Source organism: Bradyrhizobium sp. SPXBL-02 (assembly GCF_051853065.1).
Lineage (GTDB): Bacteria > Pseudomonadota > Alphaproteobacteria > Rhizobiales > Xanthobacteraceae > Bradyrhizobium.
Genome location: NZ_CP182474.1, coordinates 7783809 through 7802623, shown reverse-complemented (window position 1 = coordinate 7802623; position 18815 = coordinate 7783809). Strand labels below are relative to the sequence as shown.

Sequence of the window (18815 nt, the reverse complement as noted above, 5' to 3'; positions counted from 1 at the left end):
CAAACGCCATGCATGCGCCCAGAGTAGACGAGAAGGCGACGCCATACTGGTGGGAAGCCGCCCCGCTGACGCCGCTGCCTCCGCAACCCTTGCCCACGAAGCTCGACGTGCTGATTGTGGGCGCGGGCTACGCCGGGCTGTCGGCTGGTTTGGTGCTCGCGCGCGAGGGGCGCTCGGTTGCAGCCTTTGATGCAATGGATCCGGGCGAAGGAGCCTCGACGCGCAACGGCGGAATCACCAGCGGATCCATTCGTCCGGATTACGCGGCGCTCACGCGACGGTTCGGTGAAGAGAAGGCGCTGGCGATCGAGGCGGAAGGCAAGGCCGCACGCGAGTTCCTGTACGATTTCATCAAGACGGAAGGCCTCGCCTGCGACTTCCAGCCGGTGGGGCAATTCAAGGGCGCCTTCGGCTATGAGCAATACGAAGCCATGGCGCGCACTGCTGAGAGGCTGGCGAACAAGCTGAAGATCGAGGCTTATGCGGTTCCCTATGCCGAGCAGCGCAAGTACATCGGCACGGATGTCTATCGCGGCGGCACGGTTCGGATGGACATCGGCGGACTGCACCCGGCCAAATTCCACGCCGAGCTGCTGCGTGTCGCGCTGGCTTCGGGATTGGCGGTCCACGCGCGGACGCCGGTGATTTCGATCGAAAGAGATGGTGCCGAATTCCGCGTCGTCACCGCGGCGGGCACGGTGACGGCGCGTCAGGTGCTGGTTTGTACCAACGGCTACACCGATGGTGCCGTGCCCTTCCTGCGCCGCAGATTGGTCCCGGTCCGCAGCCGGATCATTGCAACCGAGGAGCTCGCGCCCGACGTCATGGCGCGGCTGATGCCGAAACGGATGATGATCATCGAAAATCGGGAGGTCGGCTTCTATTACCGGCCTTCGCCGGACGGCAAACGCATTCTGCTCGGTGGCCGCGACAGCTCCCGCGTCGGCGATCCAATCGCTCCGAAGCTGCTTCTGCGCAAGGGCCTGGTCAATCTGTTTCCGGAACTGGAGAGCGTTCGCCTCTCGCACAGCTGGTTCGGCAACGTGGCGATGAACCGCGACATGATCCCTCGCATCTTCGAGAAGGACGGCATCGTCTATGCCACCGGCTTCTGCGGCTCGGGCGTGGTTTGGGCCCCATGGATCGGTATGCATGCAGCCCACAAGCTCATGAGGCATGAGGAGCGGGCACGCACGGCTTTCGACTTCCGCCCTCCGGCCTTCATCCCGTTGTATCGTGGGGATCCGTGGTTCATGCCGGCCTTCATCCAGAGCTATCGCATGCGGGACCGGATCGCGTTGTGGCGCGCCAGCCGCTGATGAACGTCCGCAGCTTACCACCCGACCTCTCAATTCCGGGCGATCACGCCTCTCGAAAGAAGATCGATGCACTACATTTCGACGCGTGGCCATTCAGGCCGCAAGCAGTTCTGCGAGATACTGCTTGAGGGTCTCGCTCAGGATGGCGGGCTGTACGTACCTGAGAGCTACCCGCGCGTAGATCGCGCGACGCTCGATGCGTGGCGTAGCTTGCCGTACCGAAGTCTGGCGTGGGAAGTTCTATCACTTTATGTCAGCGATATTCCCCCGGCCGACCTGAAGGCAATTTGCGAAAAGACCTACACGCCGGCGATCTTCGGAAAGCCTGACATCGCGCCGCTGCGGAAGCTGGAGAGGGGGCTTTATCTCCAGGAATTGTCGAACGGTCCGACGCTGGCGTTCAAGGACATGGCCATGCAGCTGCTCGGCAATCTGCTCGAGTACGAATTGGCGCGACGGCATCAGGAATTGAACATTCTGGGTGCGACCAGTGGCGACACCGGCAGCGCCGCAGAATACGCGATGCGCGGCAAGAAAGGGGTGCGGGTGTTCATGCTGTCGCCCCGCGGGCGGATGAGCGCCTTTCAGCAAGCTCAGATGTTCAGCCTCCAGGACCACAACATCCATAACATCGCGATCGATGGCGTCTTCGACGATTGCCAGGACATCGTCAAGCGCGTGTCCGGCGATCTCGAGTTCAAACGGCGATACAAGCTCGGTGCGGTCAATTCGATCAACTGGGCGAGACTGCTTGCTCAGGTCGTCTACTACTTTTCCGGCTACCTGCAGGCGTCCGAACGGGAACCGGCAGACCTAAGCTTTACCGTGCCTTCAGGCAATTTCGGAAACATCTGCGCCGGCCATGTTGCGCGCATGATGGGGCTTCCGATCTGCCGCCTCGTCGTTGCGACCAACGAGAACGACGTGCTCGACGAATTTCTCCGCACCGGCGTGTATCGCGTTCGGAGCCGGGCTGATACGCTCGCAACATCGAGCCCCTCGATGGACATTTCCAAGGCATCGAATCTTGAGCGTTTCGTCTTTGACTTGGTCGGTCGCGACGCCGCTCGGACGAAGGCGCTGTTTGATGGTCAGCTCGGGGAGCGGGGCGGGTTCGATCTGAGTGGAGATCCCCGTTTCGCGGAGGCGGCCGCCAGTTTCGGCTTTCGAAGCGGCAAGAGCAGCCATGCCGACCGGTTGGCGACGATCCGAGACACCTGGGAGCGCTACCACACCGTGATCGACCCACACACGGCGGATGGTGTCACAGTCGCGCGCGCACACACCTCACCCCGGGAGGCAATGATCGTGCTCGAAACTGCACTGCCAATCAAATTCGCTGCGACGATCAAGGAAGCGTTGGGCCGCGAGCCGGATCTTCCGGACCGGTTCAAGGGCCTGGAAGAACTGCCGAGGCGCGTCAAAGTCCTTCCGCCGGACGCACAGGCAGTCAAGAACTACATCGCCGAAATTGCGACCAGCTGAGCGGCCGCTTGGGATCGAGGACTGCTTCAACCATGGCCGTGTTTACGGAATTGTCATTCCACGAGGTGACGTCGTTCTTCCGAGCGCTGGGACTCGCCGCGCCTCGTTCCCTTCGTGGGATCACCGGCGGAATTGAGAACACGAACTACTTCGTCGACACGGATGACGAGGCCTATGTGCTCACCTTGTTCGAGCGCCTCACATCCGAGCATCTGCCGTTCTACCTGTACTTTATGAAGCATCTCGCGGTACGAGGCATGCCCGTCCCGGATCCGGTTGCTGACGCACGGGGCGTGATCCTTCACATGCTGAAAGAGCGGCCCGCGGTGGTCGTCAACAGGCTTCCTGGTGCAAGCGAAACAGAGCCCACGGCGGCCCATTGCCGTTCGGTCGGCGAGTTCCTGGCGCGTTTGCACGTGGCCGGGCGCGAGTACCAACGACAACAGGCCAATCCGCGGGGCCTTCAATGGTGGAATGAGGTTGCGCCGGTGCTCGGCGGCCGCCTCCCTGCCGGACTGCGCTCGCTGCTCTCGACTGAATTGGTCTTTCAGAACGAGCTCGCTTTATCCTCCAGCTACAGGCAACTCCCCACGGGGCCGATCCACGCCGATCTGTTTCGCGACAACGTGTTGTTCGAGAGGGGGCGCCTGTCCGGCGTCATCGATTTCTATTTCGCCGGGTGCGACACGTTTCTGTTCGATATAGCAGTGTGTCTCAACGACTGGTGCGTCGATGGCCTCACCCGCCGCGCCAATGTCGAGCGAGCCGCCGCTTTCCTGGATGCTTATGAGAGCGTTCGGCCGCTGACTTCCTCCGAACACAAGCTGCTTCCTGCGATGCAGCGCGCTGCGGCATTCCGGTTTTGGCTGTCGCGTCTCTGGGATGTGCACCTGCCTCGGCAGGCTGCGCTCCTTAAACCACATGATCCCGGCGACTTCGAGCGCATCTTGCTCATGCTCCGGGGAGAGTTCGCGTGATCATGATCGTCCAATTTGCGGCAGCAAGGGTGGGGGTACGATGGCGCCAACCCTAGAAGGCCGAACTCGCGAGCTTCTTTCGCGGGTCCAGGCGGAGGGCCTCTATAAGCATGAGCGGATGATCACTGGCGCGCAAGCGGGCCGGATCCGTGTCGTTTCGCAGTCTTCCGAGCGGGACAGCAGATTGATCCTGCTGCCGCATCATCAATGAAATTCTATGCCGAACTTTGCGGCAGTCCGCTGCGTAATGCTGTCGGACCCAAGTTACGCTGCGAACTGCCCGGGGATCATGAGATGGCCTCGCGCTGTCTGGCGCTGGCGATTAGGCCTGCAACCCGAGCAAGGGACGTCGACCGATCATGACAGCCGCATTTTATCCAGCCGGGCAGCGCGACAACGAAGACGTGGCCCTGCTTCCTTTCTCCAGAGCGCATCTGGAAGGCGCCCTGAAGCTCTCGCAGGAGATGTCCTGGCCCTACCGCATTGAGGATTGGGACGTTGCGCTGCAGCTGGGTCATGGGTTTGTTCTGCAGCGCGAGGGGACGGTGATCGGAACCGCGGCGTGGTGGCCATACGGCGAGACTCACGCGTCCGCCGGCATGATCATCGTCGCGAAGGCCGCTCAGGGCCGCGGCTATGGGGCGCGGCTGATGGATGCGTTGCTGGCGTCCGCGCGCCCACGGACCATCGCGTTGAATTCGACGGCCGAAGGCATCACGCTTTATCGCCGCCGCGGTTTTCTGCCGACCGGGATCATCCATCAGCATCAGGGAATTCCACGCCAAAGCCACGAGACGCCGCGATCGGGCCTCCTCAGACCGATGGCCGCATCGGAGTTCGAAGCGATCGCGCGGCTCGACCGCACTGCTAGCGGGTTGGAGCGGCGGCAGTTGCTGAATCGGCTGTTCGATAGCGGTGACGGTTATGTCCTGCTGCGTGACGGCATACTTTGCGGCTACGCCATCTCTCGGCTCTTCGGCCGAGGGTATGTCATCGGTCCCGTGGTGGCCGAGAGCCCGACCGATGCACGCGCGCTGATCGAGTTCGCGATCGCGCGGCTCGGGCCTGTCTTCGTCCGGATCGATACTCCGGCCTCCTCGCAGCTCGGGGAATGGCTCGAAAGCATCGGCCTGCAGCAGGTTAGTGATGCCACCACCATGGTGCTGGGGACGCCGGCTGCATGGACTGGACCGGCCCGCATGTTCGGGCTCGCCAACCAGTCATTCGGCTAAGGGATATCGGGATGCTACACGTGGAGATAGACAGGACGGATGTCCCGAACGCCGGGCCGGGCGAGACGGCCGCAACGATTGGTGCGCTGGCAACACCGGCGCTCCTGCTCGACAAGGACCGGCTGGACCGCAATCTGGCGCGCCTGTCCTCTCGTATGGCCCGGCAAGGCGTCGTGCTGCGTCCCCATATGAAGACGGCGAAATCCATTGACGTCGCCCAACGCGTCTATCCATCGGGGGCGGGACCAATCACTGTCTCAACCTTGGCGGAGGCGGAGTACTTCGCGCAGCATGGATTCCGGGACATCACCTATGCCGTGGGTCTGGCGCCCCACACAGCTGAAAGAGCGATGCGTCTGCGAAAAGCAGGCATCGACCTTAAGGTGCTGCTCGATTCGCCGGAGCAGGCGATCATCCTCGGCGCGGCCGCTCGTGCCGCCGGCGTAGCGCCGTCTGCTTTCATCGAAATCGACTGCGACGGTCACCGTGGCGGGCTGACCGCTGAGGATCCCAAGCTCATCGCTGTCGCGGCCGCCGTGGCCAAGGCCGGCGTCGACCTCGTAGGCATTCTCACCCATGCCGGCGAATCCTACGGCCTCAGCACGCCCGCGGCCCTTGTCGCGGCTGCGGAAAACGAGAGGGCCGTGGCCGTCGCTGCGGCGGAGAGGTTGCGCGCGGCGAGACATGAGTGCCCTGTCGTCAGCGTCGGCTCGACGCCGACCGCCCATTTTGCCGAAGACCTGACCGGCGTCACGGAAATGCGAGCCGGCGTCTACATGTTCTTTGATCTGGTAATGCACGGTGTCGGTGTCTGCACGACCGACGACATCGCGATCTCGGTGCTTGCTACCGTGATCGGCAAGAAGCCCGAGAAGCGCTGGATTTTGGTCGATGCCGGGTGGATGGCGCTGTCGCGCGATCGCGGCACCGCGGCGCAGCGAGTCGACCAGGGCTACGGTCTGGTCTGCGACGTGGCCGGCAAAGTCTTTCCTGACCTGATCGTTTCGCAAGCGAGCCAGGAGCACGGGATCCTCGCCATCAGGCCCGGGTCGGCGCAGGCTTTGCCCAATCTTCCGATCGGCGCGAAGGTCCGCATCCTGCCCAATCATGCCTGTGCGACGGCGTCGCAACACGAACTGTACAACGTCATCTCCGCCGGCAGCGACGCGATCGCGGCGCGATGGCCACGGATGCGCGGCTGGTAGGTTGTCGAAAGGATCGCTTCCAATGACCTCGCCCCTTCGACACCTGACGGAAGCCGGCTTCCTCGGAAAATTCTACATCGACGGAGGATGGCGGAAGCCGGTCGGATCAGTCGTGGCAGCAGCAACCGTCGTCAATCCGGCAACGGAGCGGTCGATCGCCGAGATTGCGCTCGGCGATGACGATGATGTGGACTGCGCCATAGCAGCTGCCAGACGAGCCTTCGCAGGCTGGTCCATGACACCGCCTGCTGACCGAGCGGTGCTGCTCGACCGGATTCACGGTTTGCTGCTCCAGCGGCTGGAGTTGTTCGCTCAGGCGCTCACGTGCGAGATGGGAGCTGCCATCACCTATGCGCGTCGAGCCCAGGTGCCGCTGGCTGCCGAACATATTCGTGTCGCTCGCGACAATCTCGCGAATTATCAGTTCATCGCCGCGCGCGGCAGCACGGCGATCATGCGCGAGGCGATCGGTGTCTGCGGTCTCATCACCCCCTGGAACTGGCCTCTCTACCAGATCACAGCCAAGGTCGGTCCCGCGCTCGCAGCCGGTTGCACGGTGGTGTTGAAGCCGAGCGAATTATCGCCGCTGAGCGCCTTGCTATTCGCTGAGGTGATGGACGATGCCGGCTGTCCGCCCGGCGTCTTCAACCTCGTCAATGGAACGGGTCCGATCGTCGGCGCTCGTCTGGCGTCGCATCCGCATGTAGACATGATCTCGATCACCGGCTCGACCCGGGCTGGCGTTCTCGTCGCGCAGGCCGCGGCGCCCACTGTCAAGCGTGTCGCCCAGGAGCTCGGCGGCAAGTCGCCGAACATTATTCTGCCGGACGCCGATCTCAGCCGTGCTATTCCGCTCGGCGTCGGCGCCGCCTTCCGTAATCTCGGCCAATCCTGCAGCGCTCCGACGCGCATGCTTGTGTCTCGCGCACGTATGGAAGAGGTCGAGACCTTGGCGGCAGCGGCCGCTTCAGAGCTGGTGGTCGGCGATCCCCTTGCGGAAAGCACGACCCATGGCCCGATCGCCAACCGGCCGCAGTTCGAGCGCGTGCAGACCATGATCGGTGTCGGCCTGGATGAAGGCGCCAAGCTCGTCATCGGCGGGCGAGGTCGGCCCGACGACCTTCAAATTGGCTTCTATGCGCGGCCGACCATCTTCTCGAACGTCCGTCGCGACATGAGGATCGCGCAGGAGGAGATCTTCGGCCCGGTGCTGTCGATCATTCCCTACGATACCGTGGACGAAGCGATCGCGATCGCCAATGACACCGTCTACGGACTCGGCGCCCATGTGCAGGGCACCGATATGGAGACGGTGCGGGCCGTCGCCAGGCGGATTCAGTCGGGTCAAGTGCATCTCAACCATCCCGACTGGGACCCCAACGCACCTTTTGGCGGCTACAAGCGCTCCGGCAACGGACGCGAATACGGCCGTGAGGGCATGGAGGAGTATTTGGAGACCAAGGCCGTCCTCGGATTTTACCGATGAAGGCCAGCGATCTACTGGAGCAATCGATGCAGATCGGGGAATTTCCGAGGGCCACAAGCGCGATCCAGCGGACGGGCAGGTCCCGCCACCTTCCGCCGAACTGGGACTGGTCGGGCCTGAGCAGCTCGTATCATTCAAGCGGCCAAAAACCCGAACATCTTGCGAGGTCCGAGATGATTTCAGCACATTCTATTTCGCGCACGATGCGATGATGGGCTGATCGGGACTTCGCTTTCGTATTCCCGGCACCCGAGGTTCGTTGAAACATGTCGCCCCACGTCGAGCGCATTCACAGCGATGAGCGTCTCCCAGCCGAAGCCGATGTCGTCATCGTCGGCGGCGGCATCCTCGGCTCTACGGCCGCCTATTACCTGGCGAAGCGCGGCCTCTCTGTGGCGCTGCTCGAGAAGGGCCACGTGGCCTGTGAGCAATCGAGCCGAAACTGGGGTTGGTGCCGCCAGCAGAACCGCGACCGGCGCGAACTGCCGCTCTCGGTGATCTCCATGCGGCTATGGGACGAGCTCACGCGCGATATCAATCGGGACCTCGGATTTCGGCGCTGCGGTCTCGTCTATGCGACTCACGACGAGGCTGTGCTCGCCGGCTGGGAAAGGTGGCGCGAGGTCGCCAGGGAGTACGACGTCGACACCCGCGTGCTGAGCCGGGCGGAGGTGGCCGAGCGCGTCCCCGAAGCGCGCGACAGCTGGGTCGGCGGGACCTATTCGGAGCGGGACGGCAAGGCCGAACCTGCGCTCGCCGCGCCGGCTATCGCCGAGGGGGCCAGAACTCTGGGCGCCACAATCCACCAGGAATGCGCTGCGCGGGGGCTCGACCTGGCCAACGGCAAGATCGCGGGCGTGCAGACGGAGAAGGGCTATATCAGAACCAGCGCGGTGCTGTGCGCCGCCGGCGCCTGGTCGTCGCGCTTGCTTCGGCCGCTCGGGATCAGCTTCCCCCAGGCGAGCATCCGTCAGACCGCGCTGCGTTCTACCCCGACAATCAACATAGGCGAGGCGGTCTCCACTCCCTACTGCACGATCACGCGCCGACTGGACGGCAGCTATACGCTTGCGATCAGCGGCAAGGCGAACCTCGAAATCACGCCCCAGGCGATCCGATACAGCCGGGAATTCATGCCGCAGTTCTTGCGTCGGCTGAAGAACGTCAGGCTCGGCGTTGGCCGATCGTTCGTTTCGGGACCGGATTCGATGTCGGCGCTGCTGACCGACGACGATCGGATCTTCGAGCAGAATCGCGTGCTGGATCCACCGCCCTTGAAATGGCTGGTGAGCCAAGTGGTGGAGAGTGTCCGGAAAACCTTCCCCCAACTCGGGGAAATCAAGATCGATAGCGCCTGGGGCGGCTTCGTCGATTGCACGCCCGATGCAGTGCCTGTTGTGTCGCAGGTGGACGGGGTGAAGGGCCTCGTCCTCGCAGCGGGCTGCTCGGGTCACGGCTTCGGTCTGGGCCCAGGGCTCGGCTATCTGGCCGCACAGCTCGTCGTCAACGACACGCCTTGCGTCGATCCCGCACCGTTCCGGCTGTCGCGTCTGACCGACGGCTCGAAGCTGGATATCTCCGCGATCTGAGATCGAGCCGGAAGTCAGGCCCTGCAGTCCCTAAGGAGCGTTTCCTCCCCAACTCGAGCCACTCCTTCGGAGTGGCTCTTTCTTTATAGACACAAGACGATTTGGCTGATCGAGGTGCATCGAAGCCCACCGTTTGGAAAGCATCGCCAGCTCGCGGCCCATGGTTCAACGGACAGACTTCTCTCCCAACGGACGAACGACCGCGCCGGCGTTCATGATGTCCGCCGGATCAAAGGCAGTCTTGATCCGGCGCATCGCCGCGATACGCCCGACATCGCCGTACCGCTCCAGAAGGTGCTTCTTGAAACGACCGACGCCGTGCTCCGCGCTGAACGTGCCGCCGAGCGCCGCGGCCGTGTCGTAGAGTTGCAGCGAGAGGCTGCCTTCGATCCGCTTGGTGAATTCCAGCCGGTCGACATCGCGAGGAACGAGCACGTTGTAATGCAGATTGCCGTCGCCCACATGACCGTAGACGGACAGTTCAAGGTCGGCGTCATACGATCGCACCTGCGAGCCGGCAAGGTCCAGAAAGCGCTGAATGCAGGAAAGCGGCACCGAGATGTCGTGCTTGACCGATCCGTTCCGGCGCTTCTCGCCCTCGGGGATGGTCTCGCGGAGCCGCCACATCGCGGTCCGCTGTGATCCGCTCTGCGCCAGCAATGCGTCATCGATCCAGCCGGACTCGATCGCCTCGGCCAGAACGGCTTCCATCAGTTCGTCCAGATCGATATGCCGTGAGGAAGAGGCGATCTCGACGAGGACGGCGCCTGCTGGGCTTGTTCGAAGGGAGGGCGGGTCGGTCATTGCTTCGGTCGCGAGCGCGATGGATTTGGCCGCCATGAATTCGAACGTGGTCAGCAGGTCTGCGGATTCGCGGCGGACCAAGGCGAGAAGCTCGGCGAGCGGTGCCCCGTTCGCGAGCTTCAGCCAGGCAGTGGCGCGGCGGGTCGGCAAGGGCGCGAGACGCAACACTGCGCCGGTGACGATGCCGAGAGTCCCCTCGCTTCCGACGAAGCACTGCTTGACGTCGTAGCCGGTGTTGTTCTTCCGCAGCTTGCGCATGTCGGAGACGACCGTGCCGTCCGCCAGGACCGCCTCGATCCCGAGCAGCAGATCGCGCATCATCCCGTACCTGACGACTGACAGCCCGCCGGCGTTCGTGCCGATGTTGCCCCCGATCCGGCAACTGCCTTCCGCGCCGAGGCTGAGCGGCAACAGAAGGCCGGCAGCCGCCGCGGCGTCCTGTACGTTCTTCAGGATGGCGCCGCCATCGACAGAGATGCTCATGGACACGGGATCGATTTCGCGGATCCTGTCCATCCGCTCGAGGCTCACGATAATCTGGCGTCCGGATGCGTCCGGCGTAGCGCCGCCGCAATAGCTGGTGTTGCCGCCTTGCGGAACGATTCCGATCCCGTGGTGCGCCGCCAGCCGTACCACGTCAGCGACTTGCTGTGTCGTAGCCGGCTTCAGCACGGCAAACGTCGACCCCGTGAAGAGCTGGCGTTGATCCGTTGTGTAGGTAGCGATCCCCTCTGGGTCGTCAACGACACCTCGGTCGCCTACAAGGTCGCGAAAGGCCCGAACGTGTACTGACTGGGACATGCTCAGCTCCCGATTGGCATCGGGTGATCTTTGCGGGTTTGTGCCGCATTGGCTGCCGTTGAGAGGGCATTCCGAAGAAAACAATGCCGAATTACCACCGATGCCGGCAGCTTGCAGCGGGTGTCGAACGCCTTCATCGCCTATGCCGTTCCGGACTCCACAATTCCTCCGACGGGAGGCGCCGCCGCGGCGCGGGGCATGGGAGTTCCTATACGCCTAAATATGAATCGCATGTCCCAGCGACTTCAGCGCGGCCTCGTGAAAGGCTTCGCCTTGGGTCGGATGCGCATGGATGGTCATGGCGACATCCTCGAGGCGCGCGCCCATCTCCAGCGCAAGACCGAAGGCTGCCGAGAGCTCGGCGATGCCTGCGCCAACGCCCTGGATTCCCAACAGGAGATGATTGTCGGCTCGCGCGACGGTTCGGATGAAGCCGTCTTCCCGATCCAGCGTCAGTGCGCGGCCGTTGGCCTTGAACGGGAAGAGGTCCGTCTTGACCTCGAAACCCCTGCTGCTCGCCTCGTTGGGTGACAGGCCGACCGTGACAATCTCGGGGTCAGTGAAGCAGATCGCCGGGATCGAAATGCGGTCCCAGGCGCGACGGCGACCGGCAACGATCTCAGCCACCATTTCGCCTTGCGCCATGGCGCGATGCGCCAGCATCGGCTCTCCCGTGACGTCTCCGATCGCGGAGACGCCGTGCATCGAGGTACGGCATCGGTCGTCGATTCTGATAAAAGGTCCATCCATGTCGAGATCGAGAATCTCGAGCCCGAAGCCGCTTGTCGCGGGTCTGCGGCCGACCGTAACAAGGATCTTGTCGGCTTCGAGTGACGTCTGCTCCCCGCTGGCGGTCTCGATCGCCAGCGCCGCGCTTTCCGTGCCGAGTGCTTGCACCTTTGCGCCAGTCAGAACCGTGACTCCGAGCGCGGTCAGGCGCCTTGCGATGGGCTCACTTAGGTCGACATCATATTGCGGGAGAATGTGCGGCGCAGCCTCGACGACCGTGACGGCTGCGCCCATTTTCGCGAGCGCAGTGCCGAGCTCGAGGCCAATGTAACCGCCGCCGACCACGACAAGCTTCTTCGGGATTTCGGTGAGCGCCAAAGCCTCGGTCGAGGAGATCACGCGGCCTCCGAAGGGAAGGAACGGCAGCGCAACCGGCTCGGAGCCCGTCGCGATCACCACCGTTTCGGCACGGATCACCTGCCGGCCGGATGGCGTTTCGACCTCGACGGTCTTGCCGTCGCGAAAGGAGGCGCGACCAGCCACGTATCTGGCGCCGGCTCTTTTCAGTAGACCAGCCACGCCGCCGTTCAGGCGCCTGACGATATCATCCTTCCAGGCGATGGTCCTCGCGAAGTTGAGTGATGGCGGCGCAGCGGAAATGCCGAAGGCATTCTTGCCATCGGCGGCCCGCGCGATGATTTCATACTCACCGGCCGCATGGATCAAGGCCTTGGAAGGAATGCAGCCGACATTGAGACAGGTTCCACCCGGCTTTTCGGCCTCGACGATGATCGTATCGATGCCGAGCTGGCCGGCGCGGATCGCGCAGGTGTAGCCGCCGGGGCCCGCGCCGATGACAAGGAGCTTGCAGGTGATTTCGGTCATTGTCTTATGCGTCAATGAAGATCATGGCCGGTGTCTCCAGCTGTGTCTTGATCCGCTGCACGAACTGGGCTGCATCGAACCCATCGATCACCCGGTGATCAAAGCTGGACGACAGATTCATCATCTGACGCGGAACGAAGACGGCGCCATCCCAATGCGGACGGATGGCGATGCGGTTGACACCGACGATTGCGACCTCCGGATGATTGATGATGGGCGTCGTCGCGAGCCCGCCCAGTGCGCCGAGCGACGTGATCGTGATGGTCGAGCCGGTGAGTTCGTCGCGGGTGGCGCTGCCGTTCCGCGCCGCTTCCGCGATCCGCGCGACCTCGGCGGCGCAATTCCAGAGGTCGCGCGCTTCCGCATGCCGGACGACGGGGACCACCAAGCCGGTCGGCGTTTGCGTGGCAATCCCGATATGAACGCCCGCGTGCTGGTGAACGATCCCGGCCTCGTCGTCGAAATGGGCATTGAGATGCGGCAGCCCGGTGATCGCGCGCACCATGGCGCGCATCAGGAACGGCAACAATGTCAGTTTGGGCCTGCCCGGCTGCTTCTGGCTGTTGAGCTTCGCGCGCAAATCCTCGAGCGCGGTGACATCGACCTCTTCGATATAGGTGATGTGCGGAATGCGCGAGTTCGCAATCGACATCTTCTCGGCGATCTTGCGGCGTAAGCCGACGATCTTGATGTCGGTCACCGCGGTTTGCGCGGGATACGGCGTCGCTGTCGTTCCGATACCGCCGCGCGCGAAATGGGCGTCAAGATCATCGTGGGTGACCCGCCCCGCCGGGCCCGTTCCGCGAATCTGACGCAAGTCGACGCCTGCTTCCCGCGCGCGGAGCCGAACCGCCGGGGCGGCCAAAGGCCGATCGCTTGCGTGGCGGAGTAGCGCCGCTGATGGCTGCGTCCTCCGCGCATTGGGCGGATCGCTCGCCGGCACGCGCGGGGCGCTTGCGGCATGATCAGACTTTTTGGCCGAAGCGCTTGCCGCGGACGATGCGAGCTTCACCGCTTCCGTCGCGGGCGCGCTCTTGCCGTCGACCTCCAGCCGAACGAAGTCCGAGCCGATGGCGAGAACGTCGCCCACACTGCCGGCGAGCCAGATGACCCGTCCCTCGGCGGGCGAGGGAATTTCCACCGTCGCCTTGTCGGTCATGACTGCGCCGAGCACGGCGTCCTCGCGCACGACGTCGCCGACCTTCACGTGCCATTCCACGAGCTCGGCTTCCGCAATGCCTTCGCCGACGTCGGGCAGCTTGACCACGCGCTCGGCCATTTCAAGCCTCCAGCGTTTCGATCAGCGCACGACTGACTCGCGCCGGGCCCGGAAAGTAGTCCCATTCCTGTGCGTGTGGGTAGGGCGTGTCCCAGCCGGCGACCCGCGCGATGGGGGCTTCCAGATGATAGAAGCATCGCGTCTGGACCAGTGCGCAGAGCTCAGCACCGAATCCGGAGGTCAGCGTTGCCTCATGCACGATCACGCAGCGTCCGGTCTTCTTGACCGAGGCTTCGATGGTGTCGAGATCGAGCGGCAGCAGCGAGCGAAGATCGATAATCTCGGCATCAATACCGGCTTCGGTCGCGGCGGTCTCGGCGACATGAACCATCGTGCCGTAGGCGAGGATGGTGACGGCCTCGCCGTGCCGGCGGATCGCGGCGCTACCGAGCGGAATTGCAAAATGTCCGTCGTCGACTTCGCCGAGATCATGCTTCGACCACGGCGTCACCGGCCGGTCATGATGACCGTCGAATGGACCGTTATAGAGCCGCTTCGGTTCGAGAAAGATCACGGGATCGGGGTCCTCGATGGCGGAGATCAGCAGACCCTTGGCGTCGCGCGGGTTCGATGGCACGACGGTCTTGATGCCGCAGACATGGGTGAACAGAGCTTCCGGGCTCTGGCTGTGCGTCTGCCCGCCAAAGATGCCGCCGCCGGTCGGCATGCGCACGACGAGCGGGCAGGTGAACTGGCCATTCGACCGATAGCGTAGCCGCGCGGCCTCGGAGACGATCTGGTCGTAAGCCGGATACATGTAATCGGCGAACTGGATTTCGACGCAGGGTTTCAGGCCATAAGCTGCCATGCCGACCGCGATGCCGACGATGCCGAGTTCGCTGATCGGGGTATCGAAGCAACGGCTCGTTCCGTATTTCGCCTGTAGACCCTGGCTGGCGCGAAACACACCGCCGAAATAGCCGACATCCTCGCCGAACACGACGACATCGTTGTCGCGCGACATCATCACATCCATCGCGTCGCGAATCGCCTCGATCATGGTCCGCCGTGTCATGATTCAGACTCCGGCTTCCTGGCGCTGACGGCGCAGATGTGGCGGCATATCTGCGAATACGCCCTCGAACATGTCGCGCGCCGAAGGACGTTGCTCGGAATGAAGCGTGCCGTAGCTCTCGGCTTCCTTTTGGGCCGAAACGACTGTGTCCAGGATCTCCGCCTCAGCCTGCTTGTGCCGCTCCTCCGACCAGGCGCCGCGGACGATCAAATGGTTCTTCAGCCTGATCACGGGATCTCCGAGCGGCCACGCTTCGGATTCTGTCTTCGGCCGATAGCCCGCTGGGTCGTCCGAAGTAGAATGCGCACCGACGCGATAGGTTACGTGCTCGATCAGGGTAGGGCCGAGGTTGCGGCGTGCGCGTTCGCAGGCCCATTTCGCGACCGCATGGACTGCAAGGTAGTCGTTGCCGTCGACACGTAGTGCCGGAATGCCGAAGCCGAGACCGCGCGCTGCAAACGTGCCGGAGCCGCCGCGTGCGATGCCCTGGAAGGTCGAGATGGCCCATTGATTGTTGACGATGTTGAGCACGACCGGCGCGCGATAGGTCGAGGCGAACACCAGTGCGGCATGGAAGTCGGATTCGGCAGTTGCCCCATCGCCGATCCACGCAACTGCGATCTTGGTGTCGTTCTTGATCGCAGACGCCATCGCCCAGCCGACCGCCTGGATGTATTGGGTGGCGAGATTGCCGGAGATCGAGAAGAAGCCGTGCTCCCTGGAGGAATACATCACCGGTAGCTGGCGCCCCTTCAGGGGATCGTGCGTGTTGGAGTAGATCTGACAGGCCATCTCGACCAGCGAGTAGCCGCCGGCGATCAAAAGCCCCGCCTGGCGATAGGTCGGAAAATTCATGTCGCCCGGAAGAAGCGCCTTGCGGAAGGCGCAACTCACGGCCTCTTCGCCCATATGCTGCATATAGAACGACGTCTTGCCCTGACGCTGTGCTGTCTGCATCCGCGCGTCAAATGCACGCAACGTCATCATGTGACGCAAGCCCTCGAGCAGTTCGCTGTCCGAGAGGGTGCCTGCCCAGGGACCCACGGCCTCGCCATCGCGATTGAGCACGCGAATGACGGAGAAGGCGAGATCACGAATCGTCTCGGCGTCCACGTCGACTGCGGGACGATTGACCTGGCCTGCGCGCGGAATGCGGATGTTCGAGAAATCTGGCGTGCCGCCCGGGCGCACCGCTGGTTCCGGCACGTGCAGCCTCAGTGGCGGATGCTCGGCGGATTGAGCCGCCTCGCCTTGCGGGATCATGTCATGGATGAGGTCGGGGTCGGGCATTGGCTTTCACCTCTCACCTCGATTGCATCGATGCAGAATAACGCACCAACGCGGCGAACGAGCCGGTCGACGACGTCGCGGTCATCGATATCTATGGAAGCCGAGATGCGGCAGGCGTTCGAATCCACGCGCGCGCTGACGGCGGCAAGCCGCAGCCCCGCGACACGGGTCTGGTCGAGCAGGCGGCCGAGTGCGGCGTGCATATCGCTGGTCTGGAGTTCGAGAAAAAACACCGCATACGTCTCGTTTTGTAAGTACATCGTACTGGCAAAGACCAGGATTGTTGTTCTTTTGATCTGGGTATAGCCTGAATAGGCGATAAGGATTTTCCACATATCAGCCGTAAGGCCAGAATGGAGTTCTTGGTATGGTGCCGATCGGACGTGCCTCGAGGCCGGTCAAAGCCCCGCGCAAGGATGCGCTTCGGCTAGACGAGATCGATCGCAAGATTCTGCGCGCCTTGCAGCAGGATGCACGCCTGACGACGGCGCAACTCGCCGACGGGATTGGGCTCTCCACCACGCCATGCTGGAACAGGCTGAAGCGTCTCGAGACGCAGGGCTATATCGATGGCTACGTCGCGCTGCTCAATCAGGACAAGCTTGGCCTGCCCGAAACGGTCATCATAGAGCTGACGCTCGATCGTCACGACGAGGAGATGCTCGAACGCTTTGGCCAATTGCTGACGAATTTGCCGGAGGTGATCGAGGCCTATCTCACCACCGGCGATTACGATTACATTGTGAAGGTCGCGGTCGAAAGCACCGCCGGCTATGAACGCTTCCTGCGCGAAAAGCTCTATCGCATCCCTGGCATCCGGCACAGCCGGTCGTCATTTGCGTTGCGCTGCCTGAAAAAGCTAACCTCGGTCCAGGTCTAGCAAAGGATCGGGGCACTCCAGTCGAGCCCTCATCGCTCCTGACGGCAGTCGTCGAGTCTCCCCATCCCCAAAGTTGGGAATGGGGCTAGGATTTACCGGGCGTGCTGGAAAGGCTACCGTCCCGGCTCGCCGAACTCGTGCTTGCTGTCGTGGCCGCCGATGAACACCAGGACCCCGGCGATCAGCGGCAGGACCGCAAGCACGAGCAGGCCGGTCGAGGTTTGCCCCGTCGCTTCCTTGACCCAGCCGATCAGATAAGGACCGCCAAAGCCTGCGAGGTTGCCGATCGAGTTGATCAGCGCGATGGCGCCGGCGGCCGCCGTGCCGGAGAGCCAGGCGGTCGGCAGGGTCCAGAACACGCCGAAGCAGCAGAACACGCCGATCGCCGCCACCGTCAGCGCCACCATCGTTAGCGTGGGATCGGTGAGATAGGAGGACACCGCGAGCGCAATCGCCGTGAGCAGCAGCGGCGCGCCGACATGCATGACGCGCTCGCGGCTCGCATCCGAATGCCGCGCCCACAGGATCATGGCGATGGTGCCGAACAGATACGGGATCGCGGTGACGAATCCGGTCTGGGCGTTGGTGAGGCCGAACGCCTTGACGATCTGCGGCAGCCAGAACTGCATGCCGTAGAGCGCGCCGACGAAGCCGAAATAGATCAGGCTCAGCGTGATCACCTTCGGCGAGGTCAGCGCTTCGCCAAGAGACAGATGTTTGGCCGCCTTCTTGGCCGCAGCCTCCGCATCAAGCTTGGCCTTGAGCCAGGTCTTCTGCTCGGCCGAGAGCCAATCCGCCTTCTCCGGCTTGTCGGTGAGATAGAACCAGGTGGCGATGCCGAGCAGCACCGACGGGATGCCCTCGATGATGAACAGCCATTGCCAGCCCTTCAACCCCATGAGGCCGTCGAGCCCCAGCAGCAAGCCCGAGATCGGTGCGCCGATCACGGTGGATACGGGGACCGCGATCGCAAAGGCCGCGATGAAGCGGCCGCGGTACTCGGCCGGGTACCAATAGGTGAGATAGAGGATGATGCCGGGGAAGAAACCGGCCTCGGCGACACCGAGCAGAAAGCGCAGAATGTAGAAGCTGGTCTCGCCGCTGACCATCGCCATCAGCGCCGAGATGATGCCCCAGGTCACCATGATCCGGGCGATCCAGCGGCTGGCGCCGAATTTCTCCAGCGCCAGATTGCTCGGCACCTCGAAGATGAAATAGCCGATGAAGAAGATGCCGGCGCCCCAGGCGAACACCAACGGGGAAAATTTCAGGTCCGCATTCATGGTCAGGGCGGCAAAGCCGAGATTGACGCGATCGAGGTAGGAGAAGAAGTAGGCCAGCACCAGGAAGGGAATCAGGCGCCAGGAGATGGCGCGAATGGTCGAAGTCTCGATCGCCGACTTGGCAGCGCCGGCGGCACCGGCATAGGTGGTGGTCTGACTCATCGCGGTTCCCCCGTCTGTCCGCCAAGTCGACTTGGCTTCGTTATGATTGATGTTTGCGGATCTAATTCTCGGCAGAGTGCTGAGGCAATGCTGGCGTAGCGCAGTAATTCTGAACGGGGTGTCAGTTTTTCTCACGGGCCGATGTCCGGGTGACACTGCGGCCCTCGTTGGGCCGTCGACGTGCCTCGGCATGACGGAAGTAAACCCGTGGGTTTTTCCGACCACCGGGGGAAAGGCCGGCAGATCAGAAAAACCAAACGGGAGTTCAGAAAAAGCGCCTTGCATGGAACCGGACGACGCCGCTCATCTTGCGCCATCAAGAAAGAAGCCTGTCGCAGGCGAGGAAACGATGATTGCAAGCGGCCTATCCAGCGCAAGAGCATGGCTCGGCCTT

At 63.1% G+C, this 18815-nt stretch carries 15 protein-coding genes; 8 read left to right on the top strand and 7 right to left on the bottom strand.

Features of this window, described 5'->3' with window-relative positions; all coding sequences use genetic code 11:
* The first annotated feature begins 8 nt into the window (after positions 1 to 8).
* From ACNJYD_RS36250 to ACNJYD_RS36220, 7 genes are all read left to right on the top strand, one after another.
* A complete protein-coding gene (locus ACNJYD_RS36250) occupies positions 9 to 1319 on the top strand; it encodes an NAD(P)/FAD-dependent oxidoreductase (protein ID WP_439364809.1) in 1311 nt (436 codons plus the stop codon).
* Between the two features lie 66 nt (positions 1320 to 1385).
* Positions 1386 to 2804: a threonine synthase gene (thrC, locus tag ACNJYD_RS36245; protein ID WP_439364808.1), complete on the top strand. Its 1419-nt coding sequence runs from the start codon at positions 1386 to 1388 to the stop codon at positions 2802 to 2804.
* Positions 2805 to 2836: 32 nt separating this feature from the next.
* The gene (locus tag ACNJYD_RS36240; RefSeq protein WP_439364807.1) at positions 2837 to 3781 is read left to right on the top strand and encodes a homoserine kinase; all 945 of its coding nucleotides are present in this window, start codon (positions 2837 to 2839) and stop codon (positions 3779 to 3781) included.
* A gap of 359 nt (positions 3782 to 4140) precedes the next feature.
* The gene (locus ACNJYD_RS36235; RefSeq protein ID WP_439364806.1) at positions 4141 to 5013 is read left to right on the top strand and encodes a GNAT family N-acetyltransferase; all 873 of its coding nucleotides are present in this window, start codon (positions 4141 to 4143) and stop codon (positions 5011 to 5013) included.
* Between the two features lie 155 nt (positions 5014 to 5168).
* The gene (locus ACNJYD_RS36230; protein WP_439367554.1) at positions 5169 to 6218 is read left to right on the top strand and encodes an alanine racemase; all 1050 of its coding nucleotides are present in this window, start codon (positions 5169 to 5171) and stop codon (positions 6216 to 6218) included.
* A 22-nt stretch (positions 6219 to 6240) separates the two neighbouring features.
* Positions 6241 to 7704, top strand: a complete 1464-nt coding sequence (locus ACNJYD_RS36225; RefSeq protein WP_439367553.1) for an aldehyde dehydrogenase family protein — start codon at positions 6241 to 6243, stop codon at positions 7702 to 7704.
* Positions 7705 to 7970: 266 nt separating this feature from the next.
* A complete protein-coding gene (locus ACNJYD_RS36220) occupies positions 7971 to 9293 on the top strand; it encodes an NAD(P)/FAD-dependent oxidoreductase (protein ID WP_439364805.1) in 1323 nt (440 codons plus the stop codon).
* Between the two features lie 165 nt (positions 9294 to 9458).
* On the opposite strand, the gene ACNJYD_RS36215 is transcribed toward ACNJYD_RS36220, so the two are convergent.
* The 6 genes from ACNJYD_RS36215 to ACNJYD_RS36190 all read right to left on the bottom strand — a co-directional run bounded on the left by ACNJYD_RS36215 (position 9459) and on the right by ACNJYD_RS36190 (position 16431).
* Positions 9459 to 10898, bottom strand: a complete 1440-nt coding sequence (locus tag ACNJYD_RS36215; RefSeq protein ID WP_439364804.1) for an FAD-binding oxidoreductase — start codon at positions 10896 to 10898, stop codon at positions 9459 to 9461.
* A gap of 216 nt (positions 10899 to 11114) precedes the next feature.
* Positions 11115 to 12512: a dihydrolipoyl dehydrogenase gene (gene lpdA / locus ACNJYD_RS36210; RefSeq protein ID WP_212256241.1), complete on the bottom strand. Its 1398-nt coding sequence runs from the start codon at positions 12510 to 12512 to the stop codon at positions 11115 to 11117.
* A 4-nt stretch (positions 12513 to 12516) separates the two neighbouring features.
* The gene (locus ACNJYD_RS36205) at positions 12517 to 13791 is read right to left on the bottom strand and encodes a dihydrolipoamide acetyltransferase family protein (protein ID WP_260381154.1); all 1275 of its coding nucleotides are present in this window, start codon (positions 13789 to 13791) and stop codon (positions 12517 to 12519) included.
* Position 13792: 1 nt separating this feature from the next.
* Positions 13793 to 14806, bottom strand: a complete 1014-nt coding sequence (locus ACNJYD_RS36200; RefSeq protein ID WP_260381153.1) for an alpha-ketoacid dehydrogenase subunit beta — start codon at positions 14804 to 14806, stop codon at positions 13793 to 13795.
* A 3-nt stretch (positions 14807 to 14809) separates the two neighbouring features.
* Positions 14810 to 16069, bottom strand: coding sequence for a 3-methyl-2-oxobutanoate dehydrogenase (2-methylpropanoyl-transferring) subunit alpha (locus tag ACNJYD_RS36195; protein WP_172786220.1), 1260 nt, complete (start codon positions 16067 to 16069; stop codon positions 14810 to 14812).
* Entirely contained in the window at positions 16066 to 16431 is a 366-nt protein-coding gene (locus ACNJYD_RS36190) for a hypothetical protein (protein ID WP_439364803.1), read from the bottom strand. Before ACNJYD_RS36190 ends, ACNJYD_RS36195 begins: the two co-directional genes overlap by 4 nt.
* A 32-nt stretch (positions 16432 to 16463) precedes the next feature.
* On the opposite strand from ACNJYD_RS36190, the gene ACNJYD_RS36185 reads away from it, so the two are divergent.
* Positions 16464 to 16976 (top strand): Lrp/AsnC family transcriptional regulator, encoded by a 513-nt coding sequence (locus ACNJYD_RS36185; protein WP_439364802.1) that lies wholly within the window; start codon positions 16464 to 16466, stop codon positions 16974 to 16976.
* Positions 16977 to 17089: 113 nt separating this feature from the next.
* Here the strand turns inward: ACNJYD_RS36185 and ACNJYD_RS36180 are convergent, their stop codons facing one another.
* Entirely contained in the window at positions 17090 to 18421 is a 1332-nt protein-coding gene (locus ACNJYD_RS36180; protein WP_439364801.1) for an MFS transporter, read from the bottom strand.
* Positions 18422 to 18815: the final 394 nt, after the last annotated feature.

What these genes read in the sequence shown, in the direction of transcription:
- ACNJYD_RS36235 (WP_439364806.1), top strand. Translation starts at nt 4,141, where the DNA reads ATGACAGCCGCATTTTATCCAGCCGGGCAGCGCGACAACGAAGACGTG.
- ACNJYD_RS36200 (WP_260381153.1), bottom strand. Translation starts at nt 14,806, where the DNA reads ATGACACGGCGGACCATGATCGAGGCGATTCGCGACGCGATGGATGTG.
- ACNJYD_RS36225 (WP_439367553.1), top strand. Translation starts at nt 6,241, where the DNA reads ATGACCTCGCCCCTTCGACACCTGACGGAAGCCGGCTTCCTCGGAAAA.
- ACNJYD_RS36180 (WP_439364801.1), bottom strand. Translation starts at nt 18,421, where the DNA reads ATGAGTCAGACCACCACCTATGCCGGTGCCGCCGGCGCTGCCAAGTCG.
- ACNJYD_RS36220 (WP_439364805.1), top strand. Translation starts at nt 7,971, where the DNA reads ATGTCGCCCCACGTCGAGCGCATTCACAGCGATGAGCGTCTCCCAGCC.
- ACNJYD_RS36195 (WP_172786220.1), bottom strand. Translation starts at nt 16,069, where the DNA reads ATGATCCCGCAAGGCGAGGCGGCTCAATCCGCCGAGCATCCGCCACTG.
- ACNJYD_RS36185 (WP_439364802.1), top strand. Translation starts at nt 16,464, where the DNA reads ATGGTGCCGATCGGACGTGCCTCGAGGCCGGTCAAAGCCCCGCGCAAG.
- thrC (WP_439364808.1), top strand. Translation starts at nt 1,386, where the DNA reads ATGCACTACATTTCGACGCGTGGCCATTCAGGCCGCAAGCAGTTCTGC.
- ACNJYD_RS36205 (WP_260381154.1), bottom strand. Translation starts at nt 13,791, where the DNA reads ATGGCCGAGCGCGTGGTCAAGCTGCCCGACGTCGGCGAAGGCATTGCG.
- ACNJYD_RS36215 (WP_439364804.1), bottom strand. Translation starts at nt 10,898, where the DNA reads ATGTCCCAGTCAGTACACGTTCGGGCCTTTCGCGACCTTGTAGGCGAC.
- ACNJYD_RS36230 (WP_439367554.1), top strand. Translation starts at nt 5,169, where the DNA reads ATGGCCCGGCAAGGCGTCGTGCTGCGTCCCCATATGAAGACGGCGAAA.
- ACNJYD_RS36190 (WP_439364803.1), bottom strand. Translation starts at nt 16,431, where the DNA reads ATGTGGAAAATCCTTATCGCCTATTCAGGCTATACCCAGATCAAAAGA.
- ACNJYD_RS36240 (WP_439364807.1), top strand. Translation starts at nt 2,837, where the DNA reads ATGGCCGTGTTTACGGAATTGTCATTCCACGAGGTGACGTCGTTCTTC.
- ACNJYD_RS36250 (WP_439364809.1), top strand. Translation starts at nt 9, where the DNA reads ATGCATGCGCCCAGAGTAGACGAGAAGGCGACGCCATACTGGTGGGAA.
- lpdA (WP_212256241.1), bottom strand. Translation starts at nt 12,512, where the DNA reads ATGACCGAAATCACCTGCAAGCTCCTTGTCATCGGCGCGGGCCCCGGC.